The sequence below is a fragment of the Natronorubrum sediminis genome (assembly GCF_900108095.1).
Lineage (GTDB): Archaea > Halobacteriota > Halobacteria > Halobacteriales > Natrialbaceae > Natronorubrum > Natronorubrum sediminis.
Genome location: NZ_FNWL01000002.1, coordinates 1231968 through 1258774 on the forward strand (window position 1 = coordinate 1231968; position 26807 = coordinate 1258774).

Below are 26807 nucleotides of genomic sequence, written 5' to 3' on the forward strand. Positions count from 1 at the left end.
TGCTTCGAGGTTCGAGGGTGAGTCCTCGAGTGAACCATGCGTGCACACGAGTGTGCCCGGGACCCGAAAGCAATACGGTGGCCATGTCCCTAGACGGACCAATGAGCAGCCTCTCGGGGGACTGGCGCGAGCAGGTCGACGACGTCGATGCGGCCATCATCGACGGCTACCAGAGTGGCATTCCCGTCGAAGAACGCCCGTTTCGACGAATCGGTCGCGAACTCGAGATCGACGAAGACGAGGCCGTCGAACGTGTCAGCCGACTCCACGACGCGGGGATAATCCGGCGGTTCGGTGCCGTCCTCAATCCGCCGGTGATCGGTTCGTCGACGCTCGCGGCGGTGAGCGCGCCCGAAGATCGCTTCGAAGAGATTGCGGCGATCATCAACGAGTACCGGCAGGTCAACCACAACTACGCCCGCGACCACGAGTGGAATATGTGGTTCGTCGTCACCGCTGGCTCGCGGGCGAAACGCGACGAGATACTCGCCGAAATCGAGGAGCGAACCGGCTGTTCGGTGCTCAACTTGCCGATGCTCACCGACTACTACATCGACCTCGAGTTCCCCGTCGTCAACGACGACCGATTCGCTCGCGAATCACTCGAAACGGCGACCGACTCGTCGGCGACGCGAATCACCGAGTCGGCGGCCGGCGACCTGCGTGCCTTCGACGCCGACCTGTTACTCGCGATTCAAAACGGCTTCCCGATCTCGAAGACGCCCTACCGAGAGATTGCCCGCGCGCTCGAGGCCGACGTCGAACGTGTTCTCGAGGGGATCGAACGCCTTCTCGAGAACGGCTGCATCAAACGGGTTGGCTGCGTGATCAACCACATCGTCACCGGGTTCGACGCGAACTGTATGGTCGTCTGGGACGTTCCCGACGGCCGACTCGACGAGTGGGGGGAGCGCGTGGGCGGGCTGGCGTCCGTCACGTTGTGCTACCACCGACCCCGTCGACCGGACCAGGAGTGGCCGTACAACCTGTTCACGATGATTCACGGCCGTGATGCCGACGCCGTCGACGCGAAGATCGACGAACTGGCTACCGAGTACCTCCCCGTCGACCACGACCGACTGTACTCGACCGAGACGCTGAAACAGACGGGTGCGCGCTACGAAGAACTCGTCGAGTAATCCCAGTCGTCGGCGACTCGACTCGTTCGTGTCGGTGTACCGAGTTATCCGAGCGATCGCCGGACAGACGACTGGTCGCGGCCCTCTGGAACCGACTTTCGGTAGACCTCTCACTCAACCAAACAGGCCGAGAAGCACCAATCCGAGCCCCGCAAAAAGGAGTACTCCCGCGAGCATCGCCGTCAACATTCGCAGCGAGGACTCGGCGTCCTCAGTGACCTCGAGTCGCGGATAGAGCTGTCGCGCGCCGACGAGGACGGCGATACCCGTGGCGAGCGACAGCAGTCCGAACGCGAGCAACTCGGCGTTCATCTCCCAGTACTACCGGTTCCGTGGTGAAAAAACGGCCTGCCCGTCTCGGTCGGTGAGGAAAATCGCTGCGCTCGCCGATTGAAACGGGGAAATCGAGAGACGACATGTCGAATTGCCTCGACGCTGATCGCCCATCACTGCGCAGGGAAAAGCCCATGCTGTCGGGCATGCAACGATCGGTTATGAGCGATCGTTCGGACGAGGTCACGCGTCCCCGTGACACGGACGACCTTCTCGAGGAGACGGAGGACTTGCTCTCGGAGTCGGGTTCCGGGAGCGCATCCTTCGAGTCGGGAGACTCGTCCGAAACGGGCTCGAGGGCGACCGAGAGCGGGTCCACATCGGCAGCCAAGGGTGGCACTGACGCCGACGCCGGTGGCTTGTTCTCCGGGCTGAGATCCCGGTTCTCACGAACCGCCTCGCGACCCCCGATCAGCGAGTACTTCGCGCCGAAGCTGTTTCTCGCGTTCGCCCTCCTGTTTGGGTTCGGTCTGTTCGCCGGCGGGATGACCATCCCCATTGCGGGCCGGGTGCTCGGCCTCTTCGGCGTCGCGTTCGCCCTCGGCATGGTGACCTCGAAACGACGCTACCTCGAGGTGGGAGCGGCCGGAACGACCGTCGGCGCGCTGTCGGCCGTCTCGGGAAACCTCTATCTCGCGATGGCCGGCTCGTTCCAGACTGTCGTCGCGATCGGCATCGCGTTCAGCCTTCTCGCGTGTCTCAGCGGCTACTACTTCGGTCGGGACTTACGAGACGGCCTCTTCCGAGATGTCGAGTGAGTGCTGGAAAATCCGTTGGGACGGATGTCGATACAACGAGGTCTGAAGAGAGACGACCAAGTCCGAAGAGAGACGGCCAAGTCCGAAAAGACACGAGACTCTGAAGAGCCACGAGGAGAAACAGCCACGTCGTTCGGCCTCAGTTGCCGGTCGTCAGCTCCCAACCGCGTTCGGTCCGGCGAACGACGCCGTCGTCCGCCATGGACTCGAGCAACTCGGCGACGAGTTCGCGAGGTGCGTCGACGTCGCTACTGAGGTCGCCGACCGATTTCGGCTCGGATCGAATGCTCGCCAGGAGGTCGGCGTAAATTCGACTTTCGGGGCCAGTTCCGACGGTTTCGGAGATTGCATCGAGGACGCCACTGAGTCGGCCCTGGACCCACCGCTGGGCCAACGACAGTTCGTTTTCGAGTTGTTCGAGCGTCTCGAGCGCCCTGAGCAACTCGTCGAGTTCGCCCGTTTCGTCCCAGGAAACGTCGAGTGAGAGGTGTCTACAGGTCGTAATATCGAAACTGCTATTTGCGGGATAGGCACTCTTACTCGCGAAGCCGTAGGGGGAGACGTTGACCTCGAGTCGGACGTGACGAGCGATGTGGAAGTACTTTCGACGCTGATCGTCGACGCGACTCTCGATCAGTCCGGCCTCCTCGAGTTTCCGGAGGTGTTCGATCACCGCTTTGGGGCTCACGCCGAGGTACTCCGAGATTTCGGTCACATAACAGGGTTTGCGGGCGAGTAACCGGAGGATTCGTCTCCGATTTTCGTTCCCCAGCAAATCGAGCAACGCGGCGGAGTCCATCGTCATCTCGTTGGGGGTCGTCGCTGAAAAGGGTGTCTGCTCGCTTCGAGAACGAATGGTCGACGGAGCGTGGCCGAGCGAGGGTTTAGCGCTTATTCGTCGCCGTTCGGGGTCTCTGCTGGAGGACCAGAATCAGTCGACTGTGGGCTCTCGCCTTGTCCACGGTCGGAAGACTCCGCAGACGAACCGGCATCAGGGAGCGATCCACCGCCAGGAGTGCCACTCGGTCCAGTGAGTTCCTGAGCGAACGCAGCGACATCCGGACCGGCCATCTCAGAGGCGTTTTCCTGCAGGGCATCGAGTCGGTCGTCGTCGACGCCAGCCTCTGCAGCCTGCTGTTCGGTCTGGTTGATCGAGCGCTCTAAGGCGTTGATCTGAACGGTCAGTTGCGTCATCCGCGCCTGATACTCACCGTCGGTCGAGTCGCTTTCTTCCTGCAACGTTTCGTACTCGTCTTCGAGGGATTCCTGTTGATCCTCGAGTTGGTCCGTTCGGTCGTGGACGACCTCGTCTCTGTCGTCCTCGGCGGATTCGTACTTCGATTCGTACATGCCAGCGTCGACCTCGCTTTCGGCATCTGCCGCGCTCGATTGCATAAACGTGGAGACGTTCGTGTCCGGACTCTCTGCAGACTCGTTATCGATAGACGGACTGGAACTCACCGAACTATCGACGACACCTCCTGCAGCGGGTGCCATCGTGAGCCCGAGGACTGCGAGGAAGACGAGCAGGATAACCGGCCGTCTGGTGGTCATTGACTGAGCGTTGGCTCGAATATCCTAAAAGGGATGTCTTCGTTTGGATCGTTTACGACTGTAAACGGGTGTTTCTGAGTATCTCAACGGTTTCGACCCGCACAGTTGCCGTCTGCGCTGTCCAACTACCGCTTGAATCTCACGAACGGCAGACTCACACGTGGAGTACGCTGATTTGGTGGCTATTCCTCGAAAATGTGGGTGAAAACCCGCGTCGACGCATCCTTTCCAGCGAGACGTATCGTTTCATGGAGTCACTAACTGACGTGAACGACACTGTGAACTGTTCGAGAGCGTTTTCGACGCCGTTTTCCGGGTTTCGGACGCGTATACGACCCAGAACAACGAGACAATTGTTCGGACGATAACCGTCCACCAGCGCACAAGTCGACGGACGGCAGTCTTCACTGATAGTCCTCTGACTTAACGTTGTCCGAAAATAGTTATATTCTATCCGACCATGGTACTAACTACCATGTTCGAGCGCTTTTCGCAGGGATACTACCTCGGTCGACTCTACGTCACCCCGACCGACGGCACCCGTGCGCTCATGCACAGGGACCAACACGAGCAGATCAACGAAGCGGTGTACGCCACCGGTTCGGGCGTCGAACGTCTCGATACACCGCTCGTGATGAAACTCGAGAACCACCACTTCGCGGTACACGGCGACGAGAACGTGCCGACGGACACCCTCGCTCTCCCCGAATCGATGGTCGAAGAAGCGAACGTCAGAAACCCGCCGTCGCTTCGAGAGATTCTCCTCGCGCGACGCGAGCGCGCCCATCAGCTACTCTCCTGGGCCGGTGAAACGGACGACGACGCGGGGGGTCACAACGTCGGAACCTAGAAGTGTTTTCGCTTCGCGTCTGTGGGTAGATGCTCGACGAGTTGCTCGGCCGCGCCTCGCTCAAGGACCGAATCGACGACCTCGAGGAGGAAAACGACCGCCTCGAGAAGCGCTACGAGGCAGAATCCGAGCGTCTAGCAGAGGCGACGACGGCCAGACAGGACGCCGAAGAGCGGGTGAACCGACTCGAGGACCGCATCGCCCAACTCGAGGGCGAACTCGAGCGAGTCGACGACGACGGACAGTCGCTCTCGCTTCGTCGTCGCGAACGCCTTCGGGGCAGTCGACTCGAGGACGTCCTCGACCGACTCGCATCCTTCCAGACGGCACCCGAAGGAGCCACGACGGCCGTTCTCGAGGCCGACGACGCACTCGAAGACCTCGAAGACGGGTTCGGTGACGACCTCGAGGACGTCCTGGGCGACCGGCGCGGACTCGTCGCCGACGCCGCGCCCTGTGTTCTGTGCGTCGACGACGCCGGCCTCGTCGCCGTCACGCTCGAGCCACCGGTGCTCCCGGAGAGCACGCCGAAACTCGAGTGGGACGATCGGTTCGCGCTCGAACGCGAGTGGTTCCTCCCGACCGGGGAGTACGCGCTCGCGCTTCTCAGAGCCGACCTGTTCGCACTCGGCGTCTACGAGGACGGCGAGCGCGTCGACTATCAGGGGTTCGAGAGCGACGTCAAGGGCAACCACTCGAAAGGCGGCTTCTCGCAGGCCCGATTCGAGCGGATTCGCAACGATCAGATCGACGACCACCTCGAGCGCTGTGAGCGCGCGTTGGCCGACCACGACGTCGAGCGACTGTTCGTCGTCGGCCAGCGTGGCGTGATCGATACCCTCGTCTCGGAATCGGACCTCGAGCCGACCGGAACGGCCGCCGTCGACGCCACGGGAAGCCCGAAATCGGCACTCGAGGACGCTCACCACTCGTTCTGGACGACCGATCTCCGAGTACTGTAGCGGGACCCACAACCCTGACTGGAAGTGTCTACCGTTAAGTGGACACTCACCAATGGGCAGGTATGAACGTCGCAATTCTTGCACACGAGAAGTTTCCAGACCGCGCGAAGACCGCCCTGGGCGTACTTCGCTACGCCGATCACGACGCCGTCGCCGTGCTCGATTGGGACAACGCCGGCCAGCGCGTCAACGATTTCGTTCCGGACGTACAGGATGCCCCGATCCACGAGGGAATGGCAGACCTCGAGGCCGACGAGGTCGACACGCTGCTCATCGGCATCGCTCCCATCGGCGGCGGCTTCGTCGAAAGCTGGCGCGAGGACGTCCGGACGGCACTCGAGTACGGTTGTGACGTCGTCTCGGGCCTACACTACTTCCTGAGCGAGGACGAGGAGTTCGTCCGCCTCGCCGACGAGCACGACTGTGAACTGCGAGACGTCCGGAAGCCGCCGGAGGATCTCACGGTCGCTCAGGGAATCGCCGGCGAGGTCGACGCGGAGATCATCCTCACCGTCGGCACCGACTGCTCGGTCGGCAAGATGACGACGACGATGGAACTGGCTCGAGACGCCCGCGAGGCGGGCCACGACGTCGGCGTGATCCCGACCGGCCAGACCGGAATCATGATCGAGGGCTGGGGGAACCCGATCGACCGCGTCGTCTCGGACTTCACCGCGGGCGCGGTCGAGGAGATGATCCTCGAGAAGGCGGCCGAACACGACTACCTCTTCGTCGAGGGACAGGGCAGCATCGTCCACCCGGCCTATTCGGCCGTCACCTGTGGCATCCTCCACGGCGCGATGGCAGACAAACTCGTCCTCTGTCACGTCGCCGGTCGCGAGGAAATTCACGGCTACGAGTCGTTCGACATCCCCGAACTCTCGACGTACGTGGACCTCTACGAAGGACTCTCCGCCCCCGTCGCGGACGGCGAGGTCGTCGCCGGCGCGTTGAACACGACGACCCTCGAGGACGACGCCGCTGCCCAGGAGGCAGTCGAGGCGTACACCGACGAACTCGGCGTCCCCGCGACGGACGTGATTCGCTTCGGAACCGACGACGTACTGGAGGCCCTGTTCTGACGATGTCCCTCGAGACGCGCTTCGAACGCCACACGCTGCCCCTCGAGTACCCGTTCACCATCGCTCGCGGGACGACGACCGAGACGGAGGTCGTCACGGTCCGCATCGAAGACAGCGACGGAAACGTGGGTATCGGCGGCGCGGGACCGTCCGCACACTACGGCGAGACCGTCGATACTGTGAGCGCCGTGTTGCCTGACCTGCTCGCCGTCGTCGAAGACGTGGGCGACCCGCACCAACTCGAGCGAATCGAGCGGCGAATGCGCGAGACGGTGAACCGGAATCCGGCCGCACGCTGTGCCGTCAGCATCGCGCTCCACGATCTGGTCACGAAATCGCTCGACGTGCCCCTCTACCAGTACTGGGGCCTCGATCCGAGTGAGACGCTCGAGACCTCCTACACCATCGGAATCGACGACACGGAGACCATGCGCGAGAAGACCGAGACGGCACTCGAGCGTGGCTTCTCGACGCTAAAGGTCAAACTCGGCACGGATCGAGATCGGGAGATTATCGAGACGATCCGGTCCGTCGCCCCCGACGTGACGCTCTTCGTCGACGCGAACGAGGCCTGGTCGCCCCGGGAAGCGGTCTCGAAGATCGATCGACTCGCCGAGTACGACCTCGCGTTCGTCGAACAGCCGGTTGCCGCCGAAGACCCCGAAGGCCTCGAGTTCGTTTACGAACGCTCCGCCCTCCCCATCGCGGCCGACGAGTCCTGCATCACGCTCGAGGATATTCCGCGGATCGCCGATCGCTGTGACATCGCGAACCTGAAACTCATGAAGTGTGGCGGCCTGCGGGAAGCGAAACGGATGATCCACGCGGCCCGCGCGCACGGCCTCGAGGTCATGTGTGGCTGTATGACCGAATCCAACGCCTCCATCGCCGCTGCCACCCACCTTGCGCCGCTACTCGACTACGCCGACCTCGACGGCTCGCTGTTGCTCGCCGCTGACCCCTACGACGGCGTGCCGGTCGACGACGGCGAGATCGACCTCGCCGGACTCGAGCGAGCGGGAACCGGCGCGGTGCTCGAGTAAGAACGAACGAAAGCGTGCCTTCAAGTCCACCGCCGCGCAACGCCAACCCATGAACCCAGGCGATCGCGTTCGCGTCGACCGCGCGGATCGCACGTACGAAGGCGTGTTGCTCCCCTCGAGCACCGACGAGCACCTCGTCGTCAAACTCGAGGGCGGCTACAACGTCGGTATCGACAGCGCCGAGGCCGACGTCGACGTGCTCGAGGAGGACGTCTACGAAATCGACGGCGACGGTGCCGAAGAGGAGACGGGCTCCGAAGTCGAGTTCGACGAGGACCTGCCGACGATTTCGCTGATTTCGACGGGCGGCACCATCGCGTCAACAGTCGACTACCGCACCGGCGCGGTGACGGCCCAATTCGACGCCGAGGACGTGCTTCGGGCGGTGCCGGATCTCGCGGGTCGGGCGAACTACCGTGGGCGCGTCGTCGCGAACATCCTCTCGGAGAACATGGAACCGCCGCTCTGGCAGGACCTCGCCCGGGCCGTCGCCGAGGAGATCGAAGCCGGTGCCGACGGCGTCGTCGTCATGCACGGCACCGACACGATGCAGTACTCCGCCTCGGCGCTTTCCTTTATGCTCGAGACGCCCGTCCCGATCGTTTTCACGGGCAGCCAGCGGTCGGCGGATCGACCGTCCTCGGACAACGTGATGAACGCCGTTTCGGCCGTCGAAGCCGCCAAGAGCGACTGCGCGGAGGTGCTGGTCTGTATGCATGGCTCCGAGAGCGACGATATCTGTGCGCTCCACCGTGGGACTCGCGTCCGGAAGAATCACACCTCCCGGCGCGACGCCTTCGAGACCGTCGGCGCGGAGCCACTGGGGACCGTCGACTACGACACCGAAGAGATCGAGTTCCGTCGTGAGTACCAACAGCGAGACGAGACCGAACTCGAGGTTCGAGACGGACTCGCGAGCGACGTCGAACTCCTCAAATTCACGCCCGGCATGGACCCCGCCTTCCTCGACGTGGTCGAGGGAAGCGACGGGCTGGTCATCGAGGGAACCGGCCTCGGGCACGTCCACACCGATCTGATCCCCCGCATCGAAGCGCTAATCGAAGACGGCACGACCGTCGTCATGACCAGCCAGTGTCTCGAGGGCAGAGTCTGTGATCGCGTCTACGATACGGGTCGAGACCTGCTCGAGGCCGGCGTCGTCGAGGCCGGCGACACCCTGCCGGGGACCGCGAAAGTGAAGCTCATGTGGGCACTCGAGAACAGCGAACACGTTGAGGAAGCCATGGGAACGTCGCTCGCAGGCGAGATTCAAGAGCGATCCGTTCCCTGGGAGTAAGCTGGCAGGCGCTTCGGTCGCACTCGTTTTCGGTCGCGTTCGTCACCCGAGATTCGTCGCTGTGAGAGCGCAATTTGTGCAGTGGCGCGCGCTGGATCGCAGCGAGCAAGAGCGAGGTGCGATCCAACGCCGCGCGAGGGATGAGCGACGAAGGAGCGAATCGGTTGGGGAGGACGTGGAAATCCCCGTCGCCACGATAGCAGGACACGGTTTTGATTCGGATACTGTGACAACTCGGTCAACAGGACACGATAGTGACTCGGTCACTACGAACGAGCGACAGCCTGTCGAGCCCTTTTACGTCGTTCGATGCCACGTCGTGTGAGAAACACCACATCATCGGATAGTGAGGCCTTTCTCGAGGGACGCCGAATCACCGGGCATGAACGAGCGGACCGACGATGCTGATGGAGACGCCGACGCGAGAGTCGCCGCAAGCGAGTTCGACCTCGAGATTCGGCGTGCGACTCACGACGATTACGACGGCGTCGTCGCCTTCACGAGCGACATCTGGCCGGATCGAGGCGGCGACTACATCCCCGACGTCTACCACGACTGGCTCGAGGACGACGAGGAGACGGGGAAGAAGACGTTCCTCGCCGAGGTCGACGGCGAGGCGGCCGGAATCGTTCAGGGCGTCATGCTTACTGACGACGAAGCGTGGTTCCAGGGGATGCGCGTCGCGGCCGACCACCGACGCAAGGGCGTGAGCCACCGATTGAACGAGTCGTTGTTCGAGTGGGCCCGCGAGCAGGGGGCGACGGTCGCTCGCGTCATGATCTTCTCGTGGAACCAGGCCTCGCTCGGCTCCGCGCGCTACAGCGGCTACGAACCGCTAACGGAGTTTCGCTTCGCCCATCCTGAACCCGACCCCGAACCCGACACTGATACCGACACAACGGGATCGGTACGGGTCTCGAGCGATCCTGCGGTGGCCTGGCGCTACTGGACTCACAGCGACGCACGCGAGCACCTGAGCGGGCTCGGACTCGCGCCCGAAGAGTCCTGGGCGATGCGCGAACTCACTCGAAGTGATTTCGAGCGCTTCGACGACGAGACGGCCGTCTTCGTCGTCGAACGCGAGGACGGCGTTGCCGGCGTTTCCTACCGTACGCGGACGTACGACCGTCCCGTCGAAGACGACGGTGAGGAGACGACGGAAACCTGGGCCGAGTACGGCATCGGCGCGTGGGAGGACGTCGAGGCCGCCCGTTCACTGTTCGCAGCCATCGCTCGAGACGCGGCAGAGTGTGGCGCAGACGAGACGCGCGTGTTGATTCCGGAGACTGCACGATACGTTAGCGACGCGCCCTTCGCCGGAGCCGAAATCGCCGAGGAGCCGGATTTCGTTCTCGGAACCGACCTGACTGTTTGGTGATGTCTTTCCGACGATTGCAAACGTAACGAACGGAACGCGGCGGCGAAATAGGCGTTATCGGTCGTGTGTCCCACCTCGCTCGAGGAGCAAAATCAGTTAGTAGGTTGTCGGGTGATTCGACGCGAGCGGAGTTTCTGAGGGAGAACACGCTCGTTTGCATTCATATTGTATTGAGACGTTCTTCGAAACGAAGAACTCATGCAACACCCTCCATACGAACCGGACGATATCGTCGACGGCGGTGCACTCTCCTTTACCGACGACGGCCTCGAAACGCCAGCGCGCTACGTCGGCTTCGACGGCACGCTCGTCGTCGTGACGCCGGACCTACGCTCCCACGTCACGCCCATCGACGCGGTAAGCGAGCACACGCCCCTGCTACAGAGCTACCCCGTCGCTGCCGAGTGGTTCCAGGAGCCCTACTGTGACGACAACACCGTGTTGATCCACCCCGAAGGCGAGACGACGATTCATCGCTACCGGGTCGTCGACGAACGCCACGAAAGCGGTGCTCGAAGCCAATCAGAATCGACGCGACAGCAGACCCAGACCGCTACCCCCCGCTAACCGGCGGGAACAACGCCAGTTCGTCCTCCGCCTCGAGTTCGGTCTCGAGGCCATCTTCTTCGACTAAGACGTTCGTTCCGTTGCGCAGTACGTTGATCTGCGATCGCAACTCGCCGTCGTCGTCGCGAACGCGCTCGTCGAGGTCGGGTCGGCCCGCGAGGAGTTCCTCGAGTGCGTCTCCGACGGTATCCCCGGCGGAGGCGTCGACGGTGACGTGTTTGTCGCCCGCACGTTCGGCGAGGTCCGCGAACAGTTTCCACTCCGTCATAGGTGGCGCTATCGCCGCCGCGGGCAAGTAGCTACCGCTCTCGAGTGGATCGCGCCCCTCGGTTCAGTGTAACGCGAAGGTGGTTGTATGAGGGTTGCGCGGGGGCGTTCCGGTAGCGCTCGAATCCGTTCTCGATCTGCTTCGTCTTCGATGGGTACCGACGGTGTTTAACTAATCGCGTGATGGAACAGCGATATGGTCGGTGAGGCGTTGTTCCAGCGGCTACCCAAAAACTGGAAGCGAATCGTCACGGTTCGTGCAGCCGTTGTACTCTCGCTCCTCGTCGCGCTTCTCTCGGTCGTCACCGGCGTAGTGCACATCGGCCAGGACGTCGTCGTCGACGGTCCACTCGTTGGCATAGTCCCCGAAATCGTCCAGCGATCGGTCGGCTTCACGGGGGCGTTGACCGGGTTTTTAATGGTCGGCAGCGCCCTCGCGTTGCGCCGTGGGCTGCGTGCCGGCTGGTACGCGACGTTGATTCTCCTGCCGGTGACGGCGATTCAGGGCGTGTTGCAGGTAAGTCGGTACTCGGCCCCACTGGTCGTCCTCTCGCTCGCCGCGATTCCGTTCCTGTTGATTACGCGCGACCGCTTCGACAAGACGATCTCACTGACGACGACGCAACTGGCCGCCGGCGGCGCACTCGTCGGCGTCCAGGCCTACGGCACCGCCGGTGCCTACGCCCTTCGTGAGGATTTCGACGGCGTCGAAAACATCCTCGACGCGTTTTACTTCACGCTGATCACCTCGAGCACCGTTGGATACGGCGATATCGGCCCTCAGACACCCGAAGCGATCTTGTTTACCATGTCCGTCGTCGTCCTCGGCGTGGCCAGCTTCGGTATCGCCATCGGAGCGCTCGTCGGCCCGGCGATCCAGGCGCGGATCTCGAAAACCCTTGGAAAAATGTCCGACTCACAACTCGAGTTGCTCGAGGATCACCTCCTCGTGCTCGGCTACGGCAAACTGACGGAACCGATCGTCGACGAACTCGCGGGCAGCGGCCGAAAGTTCGTCGTCGTAACGAACGACCGGGACGCAGCGTCGGAGCTCTCCGAGCGAGACATCCCCGTCGTCACGGGCGACCCGAGCGACGAGAAACCCCTCCAGCGGGCGAAGATCGGCCGCTCGAATGCCATCGTCGTCGCGACGAATCACGACGCCCAGGACGCACTCACAATCCTCACCGCCCGACAGTTCGCACCCGAGACGCGTATCGTCGCCGCCGCGACGGATAGCGAAAACAGCGAGAAACTCGAGCGTGCGGGCGCGGATACGGTCATCAGCCCGACCGTGCTTGGCGGTCACCTGCTGGTTCGCTCGGCGCTCGGCAGCGACGACACCGAACTCATCGATCGACTCGCAGGTGACGAGTAGCGGAGGGGGTACGAATCGAGCGAAGACGGCAGATTGCGACCTACTCCGGTGCGCCCTCGAGAATGTCCACGCCGCTCGAGGCCCCGATTCGCTCGGCTCCGGCCTCGAGCATGGCCATCGCCTCGTCGTAGCTGCCGACGCCACCGCTCGCTTTGACGGGACGGTACTCACTCATGAGTTCGACGTCCGAGATGGTCGCCCCTCCATCAGCGAAGCCCGTCGACGTCTTGACCATCGCCGCGTCGGCCGCGTCTGCCGCCCGGCAGGCTCGGTGTTTCTCCTCGTCGGTGAGCAACGCGGTCTCGATGATGACCTTGACCGGGATCGGCACGGCGGCGACGACTTCGGCCAGTTCGGCCCTGACGACGTCTTCTTCGCCCGCTTTCAGTCGACCGATATTGACGACAACGTCGAGTTCGTCGGCTCCGGCCTTCCAGGCGAGGACGCCCTCCCGTCGTTTCACGTCGTGATCGTTCTGGCCGTGGGGAAAGCCGATCACCGTCGCGAGCGTCACGTCGGGGGCGTACTCGTCCGCCTCCTCGAGCGCGTACGGCGGGATACAGGCGTTCATTCCGTACTCGGCTGCCTCCTCGAGGACGGTTCGAACGTCAGCCATCGTCGTCTCGGGGCCGAGGACGGTGTGGTCGATCAGCGGGGCGAGGTCGCTGCGGTTCATACCCAAGGCTCTCACTCGACAGGGAAAAACCCGACCGATCACTTTTGGCCGCCCGGATGAAACGAGAGCATATGACCGACCGTCATCACGCCGTCGACTCGGCAGTTGCGTCGACGGCCGACGACATCGCCGAGATGCGGACCCGCGGGGCGGCGACGATCGCGGATGCGGCCGCCGGCGCACTCGCGACGCAGGCCAAGCGATCCGAGGCGACGACGGAAGCGGCGTTCCGGACGGAGCTTCGGGCCGCGGCGAAAACGCTCTACGAGACGCGACCGACGGCAGTGAGTCTGCCGAACGCGCTTCGGTACGTCCTCCGCGGAATGGAGGGAGCCACCGTCGCCGAGTTGCGCGCGTCGACGATCGATCAGGCCGAGGCGTTCCAGCGAGAGCTAGCCCAGGCACAATCGAAACTCGGCACGGTCGGGTCGAACCGGCTCAGAGACGGCGACGTCGTGATGACCCACTGTCACTCGACGGACGCCCTCTCGTGTGTCGAAGCCGCCCTCGAGGACGGCAAGGAGATCGAAGCGATCGTCAAGGAAACTCGGCCGAGAAAGCAAGGCCACATCACGGCGCGGCAGTTGCGCGAGTGGGGAGTTCCGGTGACGCTCGTCGTCGACAACGCGGCGCGTCGGTACCTCGACCGGGCGGATCACGTCCTCGTCGGCGCGGACAGCATCGCGGCCGACGGCAGCGTGATCAACAAGATCGGAACGAGCGGGCTTGCAGTCAACGCGCGCGAGCGCGGCGTTCCGGTGATGGTCGCCGCACAGACGATCAAACTCCACCCGGACACGATGACTGGCCACACGGTCGAAATCGAGATGCGCGCGGAGAGCGAAATCGTCTCGGACGACGAACGAGCCGACATCGACGACGAGTACACCGACGACGGCCTCGTCGTCGAGAATCCGGCGTTCGACGTCACCCCGCCGCGCTACGTCGACGCCATCGTCACCGAGCGCGGCCAGTACCCGCCGGAGAGCATCGTGACACTCATGCGAGAGCTCTTCGGCGAGACGACCAGCGAGCCGTGGGAGCCCTAACTCCGAGAATCAGGCGTTGATACTGTCGCCTTCGAGGAGTCCACCGGGACAGAGACGTGATCGATTTGAGTTGTTGTCAATCGGAAATTGTTTGGTAATGGTGTGTGCCAGTAGCTATATGGTAGTACCTGAGGGGTTTGTGCTTCCACCGTGGTATCTTCTCGTCCCGCTTTTAGTCGTGCTGGTGGGGATCGTGGCACTGCTGTGGGCACTCGGACCGCCAGTGACCGATCGAACGGTTCTGGCGTTCGCACCGTGGATGATGTTCGGATCGACGCTCCACGTGTTACATCGCATCGACGCCTATCCGGACAACCTCGAGTCGTTGTTCGCCGCGCCGAGCGTCTACCTCGTGACGGCGGTGATCGCCGGTAGCGCCTGGATCATCGGAATCTTCCTCTACGCAGGTGGCTTGCAGCCGACGATCGAACGATTCGTCGGGATCTCGGGGACCGCGTTCTTTGCCGTCTTCGTCATGATCTTCCTCAACATCGGCTGGGCGGTTGGGAACTTTGAACTGTTCTGGCCCGTCATCAGCGTCGTCATCGCCGGCGCCGTCACTGCCATCGCCTGGATCGCACTCAGCCTCCGCTACACCGGCGTCGCTGCGACGACGAGTATTACCGGCGTGATCGTCGTCTTCGGCCACGCCCTAGACGGCGTCTCGACCGCAATCGGTTACGACGTCCTCGGCGCCGCAGAAGAGGTCCCGCTCTCGAGGCTCATTCTCGAGGCCGGCGAGTCGCTGCCGACGGACGAGTACATCGGTGCCGGCTGGGTGTTCATCGTGGTCAAAGTCCTGCTCGCAGTGGTGATCCTCGGACTCTTCAAGGAGTACGTCGACGAACGGCCACAGCAGGCGCGAGTGGTGCTCGCCCTGATCGCAGCGGTCGGCCTCGGGCCGGGCGTTCACAACGTCTTACAGTTTGTTATCACCTAGATTTTTTTCGGAGACCCCCGTCTTTGCTGTCGTATCGAATGGGCCCCACCGTACTCGCCGCCGGCCACGTCAACTGGGATGTGACGCTTCGCGTCGACCGACTCCCCGAAGCCGACGGTGAAGCGACGATTCGCTCGCAACGTCAATCCGGCGGCGGCAGTGCCGCGAACGTCGCCGCCGCCCTCGCCGGCCTCGAGGTCGAGACGGGACTGATCGGTAGCGTCGGTGACGACGACAACGGCTTGCTCGCGAGACGCGAACTCGAGGAGGCTGGCGTCGCGTTGTCGGGGGTACAGGTCGTCGAGGACGCCAGTACGGCCGTCAAGTACCTGCTCGTCGACGATACGGGCGAAGTATCGATTCTCGGCACCGACGGCGTCAACGAAGCCATCGAGCCGTCGGACCTCGAGCCGACCCGTATCCGTACGGCCGATCACGTGCACCTGACGAGCCAGCGTCCCGAAACTGCCAGCGCGATCGCGAGCACCGCTGGGGACGCCGGCGTCACCGTCAGCTTCGACCCCGGACGTCGATTCGGCGACCGCGAGTACGGAGAGACGCTCGAGCACACCGATATCCTGTTCGTCACCGATCGGGAGGCGACGGCACTGGTCGACGAACCTGCGAAACACCGAGGCGGTGAGCAGTTGCTCGTGACGACCTCCGGCGACGACGGCGCAACGGTCAGACGCGGGGCAAAAACGTACACCCACCCCGGCTACGACGTGACGGCGGCAGACAGCGCAGGTGCCGGCGACGCGTTCGCGGCCGGATTCATCGCATCGCGACTCGAGGGAGCCGATCTCGAGCAGGCGCTCGAGTACGCAAACGCCTGTGGAGCATTGACGGCGAGTCGAGACGGGGCGCGAAGCGCACCGACGGCGACGGCACTCGAGGAGTTTCTCAGTGAACGATCGTGACCAATAGACCTTTTATCCAGCCAAGAGCCCCCCAAACCCGTCGCCGTCTGGCAATTATCACCGATCGTTGTCTGACGGTAATTATATAGTCCGAGCCGTTGGCCGTTCATATGGAACGTCACGGAAACGTGACGGAGAGACATGACGGAAGGAAGGATTAGCGAGTCCCACGGATGCGAATTTGCACGTCGCGTCCGCTACGATCGAGAGACCAACGAACCGCCAAGTATCGCAACCGCAACAGCGCTGGCCCAATACTACGGTGAAGACGTCGCGGCAACCAGCATGCGGCTGTACGACTACATCGATCCCGATGCACTCGATGCCCTCTTCGCGGACACTCACAGCGGAACGACGCGGGCCGCAGGGAGTGTCGAATTCACGGTCGAAGACGTTCAGGTAACGATTCAGCCCGGACAGATCGAAATCCGTCCGGCCGAGTAAGAGGTATTCACAGCCGAGTGAACGACCCAGTGGGTGGAACGGGGACGACGCAGGTCGCGATCCGACGGACGTTCGGGACCCGTCCTCGAATATTTTTCTCACCGAAACTGAGTCGGCCGCTAGTCATGTATCACGGAGAGTACGGGCTATCCTCGAGTCGCTCCGGAAATGACTTACAGTAGTCGGCATGAAACGGAGGGTATGGCAACGCAGCCACACCTGTTAGTCGATGACGGAGAGTTGACGGATCGGGTACTCATTCCGGGCGACCCCGGTCGCGTCGACCGCATCGCTACTCACTGCGACAGTTCGGAAACGGTCGCCGAAAACCGCGAGTACAAGGTCGTCAACGCGACCTACGAGGGAACTGAGTTGACGATTTGTTCGACCGGAATCGGCTGTCCCTCCGCAGCAATCGCGGTCGAAGAACTCGCGAACGTCGGCGTCGAGACCTTCATCCGCGTCGGGACGACCGGAGCGCTCCAGTCGGACATCGAAATCGGCGACATGGTCGTCGCGACCGGTGCCGCGAAGAACGAAGGAACCTCGAAACGCTACGAAGACGTCGAGTACCCGGCCGTGCCGGACTACGACGTCGTCTCGAGTCTCGTCGACTCCGCCAAGGCCAACGACGAAGAGATCCACGTCGGACCGATCGCCTCCGACGACGCCTACTACGCCGAAACCGACGAACACGTCGCCGACTGGGAAGACGCCGGCTTGCTCTGCGTCGAGATGGAAGCCGCCGCCGTCTTCACGCTCGCGCGCCGGAAGGGGCTCCGCGCCGGTGCCATCTGTACCGTCGACGGCAACCTCGTCGAAGGCACCCAGAAGGGAACCGACACCGAAGACGACGAACTCCCGGACAAAGCCAAAAACAACGTCGGCCGCGCCATCGACATCTCGCTCGAGGCCATCACGCAACACTAACGCGGAAAATCGCCGCATCGACACGGAAGCTCGTTTCTCGAGTCTAGTGTGCTTTCTCGCCAGAGAGCGCCTCGGCGAGCGTCGTCGTTTGCTCGGTCAGCGTCTTCGTCGTCCCCGACGCGGCCTGCAACTCGCTATTGATCGCCGCGAAGAGCCGTTCGAACGCGAGCGTTCCGTCCGGATCCTCCCACTCGCTCGTCGCTCGAGACTCGAGTCCACACGTCGAGCACGAACCGTCCTGAACCATGTCGACGCACCCGCTACATCGCTCGAGGCCGGCCGGAACCGTTTCCGCTCGCTCGACGACGGTGCGAAGCGTCGACTGGAGGGAGCGTCCCGATTCGACCACCGACGCGAGCGACGTGCGAACGTCGGTATCGAACGCCGTCTCGTCGACCGTTTCGAGTGCCTCGAGATGGGCGTCAGCGAGGTCGAGTGCGAGGATAGCGTCGCGACGCGTTCGGCAGTACTCCTCGAGGGGGTCGCTAGCTGCGTTCTCGGCGGCAGTCTGACTCTCGTCTGCCGACCCGCCGTTCGTTTCGTCGACCGACTTTGCAGGTATTTCGTCGGCCTCGAGCGCCGACGGAAGCGACGTCGTGAGCGACGCGAACGAAGCGACGTCGGAGATCGCCTCGCCCTGAATTTGCGTCGTCTCCCGGACGTGTCGAAACAGCTCCGCCGGTGTTTCGGGGAGCGCGGCGTGGTTACCCTGTAGCGTCGTCGCACAATCCGAACAGACGGTAACGAAGGTGCTTTCGTGGGCGTGTGTTCCGGGTCCAGATCCCGCCGTGTCGACAGGATACATCTCGAGGGCCGTTCGGGAATCCTCGACGTCCTCGAATCCACAGGATCGACACGCGTACTCGTCTCGGTCGACGACTGCTCGTCGCTCGACCTGCCAGTCGCGAGAGGTCACGAGCGTGAGCAGACAGTGTGACGACAAAAACACACCGGCTCACCCGCTCGCAGGCGAACTCCACGCTCGGGGAGTCGACTTGTTGGCTCGAGTCCGACACGCACAGTAAGCATGCTGGCTCGAGTCCGACCACACGCAATCGACATGCTGGCTCGAGCCCCACACGGCCCTCGCACGGTTCATCACTAACTCGCTGCTCGTCGTTGCCCAGATATGGCCGATCACGACGACGAACGACGAAGCAACGAGAGCGAGATCGACGACGAAGACGAAGACGAAGACGAGACCGACGAACTCGAACTCGAACGCACGGACGACCGATCCGCCGTCGCCGAGATGGTACGAACGCTTGCGAACGCGCTGACAGACGGTCGATCGATTCGGGTGAGCGCCGAGGAGTACACGGCGTCGGTCGCGATCCCCGAACGCATTCGAACGGAGGTCGAGGTCGAGTACGAAGCCGATTCCGACCCGCCCGTCGCCGAATTCGAACTCGAACTCGAGTGGGACGATCCCGACGGCTCGAGTATCGACCTGTCAGAACGGGAGTCTGATACTACCGGAGTGACGCTCGCGGACGAGTCAGCGGAGAACCGAAACGGGCGAACCAGTCGATTCGAGGTCTACGAAGACCGCGCGGAGGAGTGGCGCTGGCGACTCGTTCACTGGAATGGCAACATCGTCGCCGACAGCGGCGAGGGGTACGCCTCGCGCTCGAACGCCCGGCGAGCCGTTCGCAATATGCGCGAGATCGTTCCGTCGGCTCGGTTGGAGGACGCCCAGTCGGAGTAACCGATTGGAGACCGGGCTACGGGTGAAAATCGTCCAGTTCGATGTCGAACTCGAGGTCGGGCGTGTACGGACCGGACTCGTACTCGAGTGACGGCTTCGCGTCGTCCGGGATCGCGTTGTAGGTCCGGAGGAAGTCGACGATGCCGCGAACGCCGCCGAAGTCGCCGCGGTAGCGACTGAAGAGCCGTGGAATCGTGGCGATGTTCGAACGCGAGTCGTAGGAGACGTGTTCGGCCAGGAACCACTCGACGGCGATGTCCAGTGTTTCGTCGACGTCGTCCGACGAGTAGACGGTGACCGGCGGACAGTGTTCAGCGCCGCGACTGATCACGAAGTGCGTCCGCGGATCGCAGGCGGGCAAGCGAAACTCCCGTTCGAACGTCGAGGGGAGCGGTCGCGGAACGTACCCGAATCCCCAGGGGTGTTTCGAACAGCGCAGAAGCCCGTGCTCGATGTCGTTGAGGCTCAGCCAGACGCCGGCAACCGGAATCTGATCGCGAGTTGCGAACTTCCACCGGCGGACCGGACTGCCCTCGAGCGACGCCGGATTCGACTCGAGAAGCAACTGCGCGTAAGCGTTGTAGCAGTTGAGCCAGAACGATAGTTTGGCCTCGCGCGTCGCCAGTGCTCGTCGGAGCGGCGCTCGCTCGAGTGTCGCGAGATGTTCTTGCAGCCAGGCCGTCTCACCCTCCGTCTTGACCGTATACAACAGATCGGCCGAGAGAGAGAGTGGGTCGAGCTGGGTCGACATTCGTCTGTAGATTGGCGTAGGAGCCTCTTGAACCCGTGTGGCGAGTGCGTACGACAGTCGTGGGGACAAATATGTCTGGTCTAGTCTTTTCCGAGATGGCGTCGAGGTATGGGCCATGAACCGGAGCAAAGGCTATCTGCTGGTGCTCGTCACCATCTTTGCGTACCTCTCGTGGCAACTCGTGACGCCGTTCTTACAGTTCGTTCTCGCTGCCGTGCTCATCGCGTTCGTGCTCTACCCGCTACAGCGTCGACTCGAGAAACACGTGGGACCAACGATTTCGGCGTTCGTCTTGCTCCTGGTGGCGATTGCCGGTTTTATCGTTCCGTTCGTGCTCGTGGCCGCGATGATCGCCGACGACGCGGTCAGAATTCTCCAGAATGCCGACGCGGAGACGCTCCAACTGACGGAAATCGAGGACCGCATCGAAGAGCAGGTCGGACTCGACGTCGACATCGCTGATTCCGTGATGGACTCGGCTCAAGAGATCGGGACGATTCTGCTCGAGCGCTCGACGGAGTGGTTCAGCATGCTCACGCACACGCTGATCGGCCTCGGACTTACGCTCTTTCTCATCTACTATCTGCTCAAGGACGGCGACAAACTGATGACGTGGCTCCGGGACAAGACGCCACTTCCCGAGGACGTACAGGACGACCTCTACGGCGAACTCAACGAAGTCATGTGGGCCGTTCTCGCCGGACACGTCCTGATCGCCATCATCGAGGGCGTCATCGCCGGATTGGGGCTGTTTGCGACCGGAATTCCCAACGCGGGCTTCTGGACGTTCGTCATGGTGGTCCTCTCGCTCGTCCCGCTGATCGGTGCGCCGCTGGTCTGGATTCCGGCGTCGATCTACCTCCTGATGATCGGCGAACCCATCCTCGCGCTCGCGCTGGCGATCTACAGCGCCATCGTCGTCGGCATTGCCGACGACTACCTCCGGCCCATCGTGGTCGATCGCTACGCCGAGATCAGTCCCGCCGTGATCATCCTCGGCGTCCTCGGCGGCATCTACGCGTTCGGCATCATGGGGCTCTTCTTCGGACCCGTGATCCTCGGCGCGTTCCTCGCGGTCGTCGACGTCATCGACGAGAACTACGACCGACTCGGGGGCGATTCCGAACCGAGGGAGACGTGATTCGTGACCGGTAGTCGAGGGTGCAATTCATTTCGACCTCGAAGGGATGATCGACGATGAGACCAAGCTCGCCGAACAGTGAATAGCTGTCAGAATTCGATAATATAGTTTTGTGATGCTCACTGTATCGTGTGCTTTCCACCGTGACAGATATAGTACCAACAGTCGTTACAAACGCTGTGCGTCGACGTGACATACTCGGGACGATCTCCACGGCTGCGATTGTAAGTTCGGTGAGCGGGTGCACTCAATCGACGGTCGAGGAGGGAACTCGTCTCATCGGCTCGTACCCCGGCGACGACGCCACCTCACCGGAACGCTATCGCCCCTTCGAGAAGTGGCTCGAGACGCGCTTCGGCGTGCTCACGCTCTACGTGAACGCGGACGACGACGAGCGTGTCCGCCAGAACTTCCTCTCGGGACTAACGGACGTCTGGCAGACGGGTCACGTCCCCATGGTGACCTGGCTTTCTTACGTCGATTCGGAGTCGGAGACGCCGTCGACGATCACACGCCAGATCCGCGATGGTGAGTACGACGCTGTCCTCGAGTGGTGGGTGGACGAACTTTCGGCGTGGTTGGCGGCCGACGACCCAGTGATCGACGGGCCACGCCGACTCTATTTTAGGCCGTTTCCGGAAATGAACGGGGACTGGCTTCCCTGGAGCGTCCTCGAGGACGACGACGTCGAACCGTTCGTCGACGCGTGGCGCTACGTTCACGAGCGGTTGATGGACGCAGTCGATGCGGACGATCCACGTGAACGCGTCCAGTGGATCTGGAATCCGAACGCAACAGAACACACCGACGTTCCAACCGAAGCGAGTTATCCGGGTGAGGAGTACGTCGACTGGATCGGAATCGACGGCTACAATTTCGGTGATAGTTCGATGGGAGACGGCTGGCAGTCGCCGGAGTCAGTTTTCGAACCGATGCGAACCAGGCTCGCCGATCTCAGCGATCGACCCGTATCGATCCCCGAATTTGGATCGACGTCCGTCAGAGACGGTGAGCACGACGTATCCGCCAAAGACGAGTGGATCGACGATGTCTTCGAGTACATCGAGGCGAACGATATCCGAATGGTATGTTGGTTCAACATCGACAAGGAAACCGACTGGGCGGTCTTCGGCGGTGCTCGCGGCACGGATACGTTCGAAGACGAACGCAGAGACGAACGTTATCGCGTCTACGATAGCTTTCGGGAACGGGTCCAGCGGGGTGACTACGTCGGCGGAAGCACCCAGACGCCCGGCGTCCTCTCGAGCAATCACTTCCAGGGCCGGTTTTGAGTGACGACACGAGAGCTACCGCGATCACGGCGATACTCGATCAGGTCGCCCTCGAGTCAGTCACGGAGGGAGACTCGTACTCTGAGATGTAAACCGACTCAGTGCACTCGTTATTCGGTTTCGTTGTTCTCGAGTGAAAACCGATAGGTGTCAATCTCGCCGTGCTCGTAGTACTCGTACTCCGCCGCTGCGGCCTCGAGGTCGGTGATCCATTCGTCCTCGTGTTCGTACGCCTGCGGGGCGACGACCCAAAATTGGGTTCCGTCACCGGGTGTCTCAGCGAGTGCAGTTTCAGTCTCATTGATCGTCTCCTCCGGCGAAACGAACGGATCCTGTGAATCACCGACTGCAGCGTCGGGCGGATCCAGCACGGTTTCGGGCGGCCGATCCGTATAGGCGACGAGCGCGTCTGCAGTATACCCCGGCGTGACGAAAATTGGTTCGTCCGGACTCGCGTCGACCGTCGCTGCCGTTCCCGGCCAATCTTCCTGCGTCTCCGCACCGACGTAGACGCCCGCGGAAGCGACTAATCCGACGAGCAGGAGTGTTACGAGAAGCCAGCGGAGTGAACGCCGGTCGATCCGAGTCACTCCGTGTGCGGCGACCAACGCGAGACCGCCGAGCGAGACGAACGCGTACTCGAGGTGAAAGACCGGTACGAAGACGTGCGAAATGACGTACGGAGCCAAAATCGGGACGAAAGCCCAACACAGGACGACGTACTCGCGTTGAAGGTAGGTTCTGACGACAGTGTCGTCGGCGTTCGCGTCGCCTGAACGAACGATTCGCTTCGTCACGATTGTACGGTCGTCGTCGGGTTCCTCTGCGGTGAACGGTGCGTTTTGGTGCCACTCGCGGACGTTTTCCGGCGTGTAGGTGATGAACGAGTACGCCCCGAGCACCACGAGACAGCCGAGGACGACGATAGAAAGGGTGTGGCTGACCGGATCGTGAACGGCGAATGGGTAGGTCGCAAGCCTCCCGGCGTACACGAGGAGCGTCTGAGCGAACTGGCCCAACGTTGGCGGCGCGAACCACGAGAACGGTTCGGTGTTCCCCAGACGAACGTGCCAAACGAACGTTCCGAGCCACGGGAGCGATCCAACGACGATCAGCGCCTGCGCTGTGAGCCACGCTCGACCCGGGATTCGATCTGGCCACCCTCGAGGGAGTATCCATCGAACGACGAGGACGTTGTGCGCGAGGATGACGAACACTCCGGTGACGTGAGTACAGACGAGCAACACGCACGAGAGTACGTATCCGGCCCACACGGTCCGCGAGCGATCCCCGGATAACAATCGCGCAAAGAAATAGAACGAGAGTGTACTACAGAGAAACAACAACGCGAGGAAACGGGCTTCCCGCGAGTACTGAATGTGGAGTGGTGAGAGCGCGAGAACGAGAGCAGCGAGAACGCCGACGCGTCGGTCGAACAGCACACGTCCGGTCGCGTACAGGAGGTAGACCGAGGCAACCCCACAGAGAACCGAGAACGACCTGGCGAGGAAGGTTGTCGAACCGACGAGTCCGAGCCACCCCTGTACGAGCATGATATGCAGCGGCGATTCGGGGACGTTGCCCGCGACAATCGCTTCGATCGTACTCGAGGGGTTGGGTGTCCATCCCTCGAGGGCTGCGATTTCGTCCAACCAGAGGCCGTCCGTCGTCAGTCCGTGAAACCGGATGACGCCGGCGAGGAGCAAGACGATGGCCATCGATAACTGCGGCCAATACGCGACGAGAACGTCCGACACACGCGAACGCGACAGCACAATGGAAGAATCGACTGCCATTATTCGGTGGCTGAGTCGTCGGCTTCTCGTTGATCAATTCGCTGTGCGTGCGTCCAGTCGAGGTCCCGATCGGAGACGACGTCGAACAGACACTTGAGGTTCAACGCATCGTGAAAGTGCTTGTATCCGATAACGAAAAGAGGCGCGTAGATGATCAACCGCCAGTCCTCGCCCTCGATGAGAATGCCGAGCGCTGCGATGAGGACGATGATGCTCGTAAAGAAGACGAACAGTGCGAGCACCTGAACGACCTGTCCGACCAGGAGCAACCAGGCGATGAACCCAAGTATAATCCAGGTGGCGACAGGCAAGAAGAACAACTCGACCAACCGAAATGGAACCGCAAGTCGATGAAGGAGCCCGTAGGAGGAGTCGACGACCACCCGAATGTGCTTGAACAAGGTCATGTAGTTACCGCGATACCACCGGAGTCGCTGGTTGTAAAGCGACGTCCAGGTGTCCGGAGCCTCGGTATAGACGCGGGCATCGCTAACGGAAACGCGATACCCTGAGCGGAGTATTTTCATCGTCACGTCAAAGTCCTCGGTTAGCGTCTCCGGATCGTACGCGAAGACGCCCTCAATCGCCTCGCGGCGATACGCGCCGAGACACCCTGGAACGATCAGAACGATGCCGAAGTAATCGAGCATTCGACGGTAGATGTTGACCCCGATGGTGTACTCGAGTTGCTGACAGCGCGTGATCAACGAGTTGCGGTTCCAAATCGTCACGTTACTCGCGACGGCACCAATTTCTGGATTCGACGCGAACGGCGCGACGATCTGTTTGAGGGCGTCGGTTGCGACGATGCTGTCCGCATCGGCCGTGACGATAACCTCCCCTTCGGCGAACAGTAGTCCGTAGTTGAGAGCGGAGTACTTGCCGCCGTTTTCTTTCGTCACGACGCGAACTCCGTCGGATTCGAACGAACGTGCTTCCTCGGCCGTTTCGTCCGTACTTCCGTCGTCGATAACGATGATCTCCAATTGTTCTTCCGGGTAGCGCGCCTCGAGTAACGACGCGACCGTTCGACCGACGTAGCCGGCCTCGTTGTACGCCGGAACGAGAACGGTGATCGACGGAAACGGTGGTGACGGAGTGAACTTCGCGTGATCGACCTGATCGTGATAGAGTGCGATGAGGGCAATGAACCAGTAGTACACGAAGATGAGTGCAATCGCGAAGAGGTGAACGAACTGGATGGGAGTTGGATAGACCCAGCCAATCGTGACGACGCCGATCGCATAACCGCACAGAACGACCACCAGTGCCCCGACACCGAAGACATCTCGGTACCACGGTCTGTACATAACCACGTAGTACGACCACCCGACGTAACAGGCCATGATCAGTCCGAATCCAGCGACCGCGTACACCGAGCCATCGTCCATTACGCCGGCGAGCAACCAGAACGGAAGCAACGCCGAGAGAAACAACGCGACCGAGAGCCACCTGACTGACCGAAGTATCGACCAAAGTCGGAAGCCGACGGTTTGAGGGGATTTCATTAGAACAGCACGCTCCGGATTTCAGTCCACGGGTTCGGTGTGATCGACTGTGAGGAGTCATCGTCCGCAGTTTCGCTCACAGTTTCTTCGATCGGTTCGAGAACCCGCCATCCGTCGTCCGTTTCTTCGATATCACCCGACTCGAGGCCATCACCGAACTGTTCGAGCGTCATGAACGTGACGTCGTCTGTCGCGTTCATGTGCTCGATAAGCGATCGCAACATCTCGAGTTGGTCCTCGCTCGTGAAGTACTGGTAGTGAAGCATTTGGACGTACGGTTCGTTGTCTTCGACGGCCTCGTCGAACGAATCTGTCAGCGTCTCGAGGTCGTGGAAGGGGACCTCGTCGGAGTCGTTATCCGCGTTCGACCAGTCCTCGAACGCCTGCGTCTCTGGCACGTGTGTGATACCGTCCTTCACAAACGGCGCTTCCTCCTTGTAGTACGCTGACGTGAACCACTCTCCCCCAGAGACGATCGGATACCCCTCCTCGACGAGGACTTCCACCGTGTTGTCATCGTACGTGTTCATTGGCGGAATGAACGTCTGAGAGGGTCTATCGACGCAGTCGTGCATGATCTCCTCACCAGCGACGAGCCATTCGTGTTGGGTCGTGATCGAGACGTTCCCGAACTCACTTCCGTTGTAAAAATCGGTCTGTTCTTCGTGTGTATATCCGTGAATCGCCATCTCGAATTGGTCGGGATACTCGGACTCGAGTGAGCGGAGGTACGAGCAGGTTTCGTCGTCGTCGGTAATCGCGTTCTCACCGGCTACCTTTGGGATGATCCCGAGCGTAACGGGAACTTCCTCGTCGATGAACACCTGGTCGACGGCTCGCATCTCTTCTTGGTTGTACCACGGCTGAATGTCGTCGTTCCTGAAGATGACGATCGTCTCGTGTGTTTCCCACGACCGATCGACTGATTGGTGGTCGCTCGATTCCGAATCGAGTATCGTGCTGACCGAGACGGTGCCAGCGATTCCAGCCAGCAGGATGGCGATGACCAGCGCCGAGACCATCAGTTGCTGTCCGCGCTCCGTG

Annotated in this window: 28 protein-coding genes; 18 read left to right on the forward strand and 10 right to left on the reverse strand. The window is 61.9% G+C overall.

The window, feature by feature from the left end; genetic code table 11:
* Positions 1-101 precede the first annotated feature (101 nt).
* Positions 102-1139, forward strand: coding sequence for a siroheme decarboxylase subunit beta (gene ahbB, locus BLW62_RS13255; protein ID WP_090507473.1), 1038 nt, complete (start codon positions 102-104; stop codon positions 1137-1139).
* A 114-nt stretch (positions 1140-1253) separates the two neighbouring features.
* On the opposite strand, the gene BLW62_RS13260 is transcribed toward ahbB, so the two are convergent.
* Positions 1254-1451, reverse strand: a complete 198-nt coding sequence (locus tag BLW62_RS13260) for a hypothetical protein (RefSeq protein ID WP_090507474.1) — start codon at positions 1449-1451, stop codon at positions 1254-1256.
* A 182-nt stretch (positions 1452-1633) separates the two neighbouring features.
* On the opposite strand from BLW62_RS13260, the gene BLW62_RS13265 reads away from it, so the two are divergent.
* Entirely contained in the window at positions 1634-2230 is a 597-nt protein-coding gene (locus BLW62_RS13265; RefSeq protein WP_090507610.1) for a hypothetical protein, read from the forward strand.
* Positions 2231-2369: 139 nt separating this feature from the next.
* Here BLW62_RS13265 and BLW62_RS13270 read toward each other — a convergent pair whose 3' ends face one another.
* Positions 2370-3029 carry an ArsR/SmtB family transcription factor gene (locus BLW62_RS13270; protein ID WP_076581733.1) on the reverse strand — a complete coding sequence of 220 codons (660 nt, stop codon included), beginning with the start codon at positions 3027-3029 and terminating at the stop codon, positions 2370-2372.
* Positions 3030-3121: 92 nt separating this feature from the next.
* Positions 3122-3784 carry a DUF3450 domain-containing protein gene (locus tag BLW62_RS13275; RefSeq protein WP_090507475.1) on the reverse strand — a complete coding sequence of 221 codons (663 nt, stop codon included), beginning with the start codon at positions 3782-3784 and terminating at the stop codon, positions 3122-3124.
* A 475-nt stretch (positions 3785-4259) separates the two neighbouring features.
* On the opposite strand from BLW62_RS13275, the gene BLW62_RS13280 reads away from it, so the two are divergent.
* The 7 genes from BLW62_RS13280 (at position 4260) to BLW62_RS13310 (ending at position 10963) form a co-directional block, all read left to right on the forward strand.
* A complete protein-coding gene (locus BLW62_RS13280) occupies positions 4260-4634 on the forward strand; it encodes a DUF5802 family protein (protein WP_090507476.1) in 375 nt (124 codons plus the stop codon).
* A 29-nt stretch (positions 4635-4663) separates the two neighbouring features.
* On the forward strand, positions 4664-5596 hold the full coding sequence (locus BLW62_RS13285) for a Vms1/Ankzf1 family peptidyl-tRNA hydrolase (protein ID WP_090507477.1): 933 nt from the start codon (positions 4664-4666) through the stop codon (positions 5594-5596).
* Positions 5597-5658: 62 nt separating this feature from the next.
* A complete protein-coding gene (locus BLW62_RS13290) occupies positions 5659-6678 on the forward strand; it encodes an N-acetyltransferase DgcN family protein (RefSeq protein ID WP_090507478.1) in 1020 nt (339 codons plus the stop codon).
* Positions 6679-6680: 2 nt separating this feature from the next.
* Positions 6681-7721, forward strand: coding sequence for a dipeptide epimerase (locus tag BLW62_RS13295; RefSeq protein ID WP_090507479.1), 1041 nt, complete (start codon positions 6681-6683; stop codon positions 7719-7721).
* 49 nt (positions 7722-7770) lie between these two features.
* Entirely contained in the window at positions 7771-9018 is a 1248-nt protein-coding gene (gatD, locus tag BLW62_RS13300) for a Glu-tRNA(Gln) amidotransferase subunit GatD (protein WP_090507480.1), read from the forward strand.
* Positions 9019-9400: 382 nt separating this feature from the next.
* Entirely contained in the window at positions 9401-10396 is a 996-nt protein-coding gene (locus tag BLW62_RS13305) for a GNAT family N-acetyltransferase (RefSeq protein ID WP_090507481.1), read from the forward strand.
* Positions 10397-10594: 198 nt separating this feature from the next.
* Positions 10595-10963 carry a hypothetical protein gene (locus tag BLW62_RS13310; RefSeq protein WP_175459746.1) on the forward strand — a complete coding sequence of 123 codons (369 nt, stop codon included), beginning with the start codon at positions 10595-10597 and terminating at the stop codon, positions 10961-10963.
* On the opposite strand, the gene BLW62_RS13315 is transcribed toward BLW62_RS13310, so the two are convergent.
* Positions 10950-11231, reverse strand: a complete 282-nt coding sequence (locus tag BLW62_RS13315) for a ubiquitin-like small modifier protein 1 (protein ID WP_090507482.1) — start codon at positions 11229-11231, stop codon at positions 10950-10952. The two genes, BLW62_RS13310 and BLW62_RS13315, sit on opposite strands and share 14 nt — an antisense overlap.
* 195 nt (positions 11232-11426) lie before the next feature.
* On the opposite strand from BLW62_RS13315, the gene BLW62_RS13320 reads away from it, so the two are divergent.
* The gene (locus BLW62_RS13320) at positions 11427-12608 is read left to right on the forward strand and encodes an NAD-binding protein (RefSeq protein WP_090507483.1); all 1182 of its coding nucleotides are present in this window, start codon (positions 11427-11429) and stop codon (positions 12606-12608) included.
* A 40-nt stretch (positions 12609-12648) separates the two neighbouring features.
* On the opposite strand, the gene deoC is transcribed toward BLW62_RS13320, so the two are convergent.
* A complete protein-coding gene (deoC, locus tag BLW62_RS13325; protein ID WP_090507484.1) occupies positions 12649-13284 on the reverse strand; it encodes a deoxyribose-phosphate aldolase in 636 nt (211 codons plus the stop codon).
* 71 nt (positions 13285-13355) lie between these two features.
* On the opposite strand from deoC, the gene BLW62_RS13330 reads away from it, so the two are divergent.
* From BLW62_RS13330 to BLW62_RS13350, 5 genes are all read left to right on the forward strand, one after another.
* On the forward strand, positions 13356-14333 hold the full coding sequence (locus BLW62_RS13330; protein WP_090507485.1) for a ribose 1,5-bisphosphate isomerase: 978 nt from the start codon (positions 13356-13358) through the stop codon (positions 14331-14333).
* Positions 14334-14451: 118 nt separating this feature from the next.
* The gene (locus BLW62_RS13335; protein ID WP_090507486.1) at positions 14452-15273 is read left to right on the forward strand and encodes a DUF63 family protein; all 822 of its coding nucleotides are present in this window, start codon (positions 14452-14454) and stop codon (positions 15271-15273) included.
* Positions 15274-15311: 38 nt separating this feature from the next.
* Positions 15312-16193: an ATP-dependent ribose-1-phosphate kinase gene (locus BLW62_RS13340; RefSeq protein ID WP_090507487.1), complete on the forward strand. Its 882-nt coding sequence runs from the start codon at positions 15312-15314 to the stop codon at positions 16191-16193.
* A 141-nt stretch (positions 16194-16334) separates the two neighbouring features.
* Entirely contained in the window at positions 16335-16637 is a 303-nt protein-coding gene (locus BLW62_RS13345; protein WP_090507488.1) for a HalOD1 output domain-containing protein, read from the forward strand.
* Positions 16638-16838: 201 nt separating this feature from the next.
* Positions 16839-17567, forward strand: a complete 729-nt coding sequence (locus BLW62_RS13350; protein ID WP_090507489.1) for a nucleoside phosphorylase — start codon at positions 16839-16841, stop codon at positions 17565-17567.
* A gap of 43 nt (positions 17568-17610) precedes the next feature.
* Here BLW62_RS13350 and BLW62_RS13355 read toward each other — a convergent pair whose 3' ends face one another.
* The gene (locus BLW62_RS13355) at positions 17611-18483 is read right to left on the reverse strand and encodes a hypothetical protein (protein ID WP_090507490.1); all 873 of its coding nucleotides are present in this window, start codon (positions 18481-18483) and stop codon (positions 17611-17613) included.
* A gap of 213 nt (positions 18484-18696) precedes the next feature.
* On the opposite strand from BLW62_RS13355, the gene BLW62_RS13360 reads away from it, so the two are divergent.
* Complete coding sequence (locus tag BLW62_RS13360) at positions 18697-19275, forward strand: amphi-Trp domain-containing protein (protein WP_090507491.1); 579 nt, start codon at positions 18697-18699, stop codon at positions 19273-19275.
* 16 nt (positions 19276-19291) lie between these two features.
* Here the strand turns inward: BLW62_RS13360 and BLW62_RS13365 are convergent, their stop codons facing one another.
* Positions 19292-20026, reverse strand: coding sequence for a DUF547 domain-containing protein (locus tag BLW62_RS13365; protein ID WP_090507492.1), 735 nt, complete (start codon positions 20024-20026; stop codon positions 19292-19294).
* Between the two features lie 115 nt (positions 20027-20141).
* On the opposite strand from BLW62_RS13365, the gene BLW62_RS13370 reads away from it, so the two are divergent.
* Both BLW62_RS13370 and BLW62_RS13375 read left to right on the forward strand, forming a co-directional pair.
* Entirely contained in the window at positions 20142-21167 is a 1026-nt protein-coding gene (locus BLW62_RS13370; RefSeq protein WP_090507493.1) for an AI-2E family transporter, read from the forward strand.
* A 233-nt stretch (positions 21168-21400) separates the two neighbouring features.
* The gene (locus tag BLW62_RS13375; protein WP_139305414.1) at positions 21401-22459 is read left to right on the forward strand and encodes a glycoside hydrolase family 26 protein; all 1059 of its coding nucleotides are present in this window, start codon (positions 21401-21403) and stop codon (positions 22457-22459) included.
* 110 nt (positions 22460-22569) lie between these two features.
* Here BLW62_RS13375 and BLW62_RS13380 read toward each other — a convergent pair whose 3' ends face one another.
* Genes BLW62_RS13380 through BLW62_RS13390 form a run of 3 tightly spaced genes read right to left on the reverse strand, consistent with a single transcriptional unit; the run spans position 22570 to position 26785 of the window.
* Positions 22570-24216, reverse strand: coding sequence for a glycosyltransferase family 39 protein (locus BLW62_RS13380; RefSeq protein WP_175459747.1), 1647 nt, complete (start codon positions 24214-24216; stop codon positions 22570-22572).
* A 38-nt stretch (positions 24217-24254) separates the two neighbouring features.
* Positions 24255-25763, reverse strand: a complete 1509-nt coding sequence (locus BLW62_RS13385) for a glycosyltransferase family 2 protein (RefSeq protein ID WP_090507496.1) — start codon at positions 25761-25763, stop codon at positions 24255-24257.
* Positions 25763-26785 carry a DUF2334 domain-containing protein gene (locus tag BLW62_RS13390; protein WP_245726723.1) on the reverse strand — a complete coding sequence of 341 codons (1023 nt, stop codon included), beginning with the start codon at positions 26783-26785 and terminating at the stop codon, positions 25763-25765. The genes BLW62_RS13385 and BLW62_RS13390 overlap by 1 nt, the downstream gene beginning before the upstream one ends.
* Between the last annotated feature and the right edge of the window lie 22 nt (positions 26786-26807).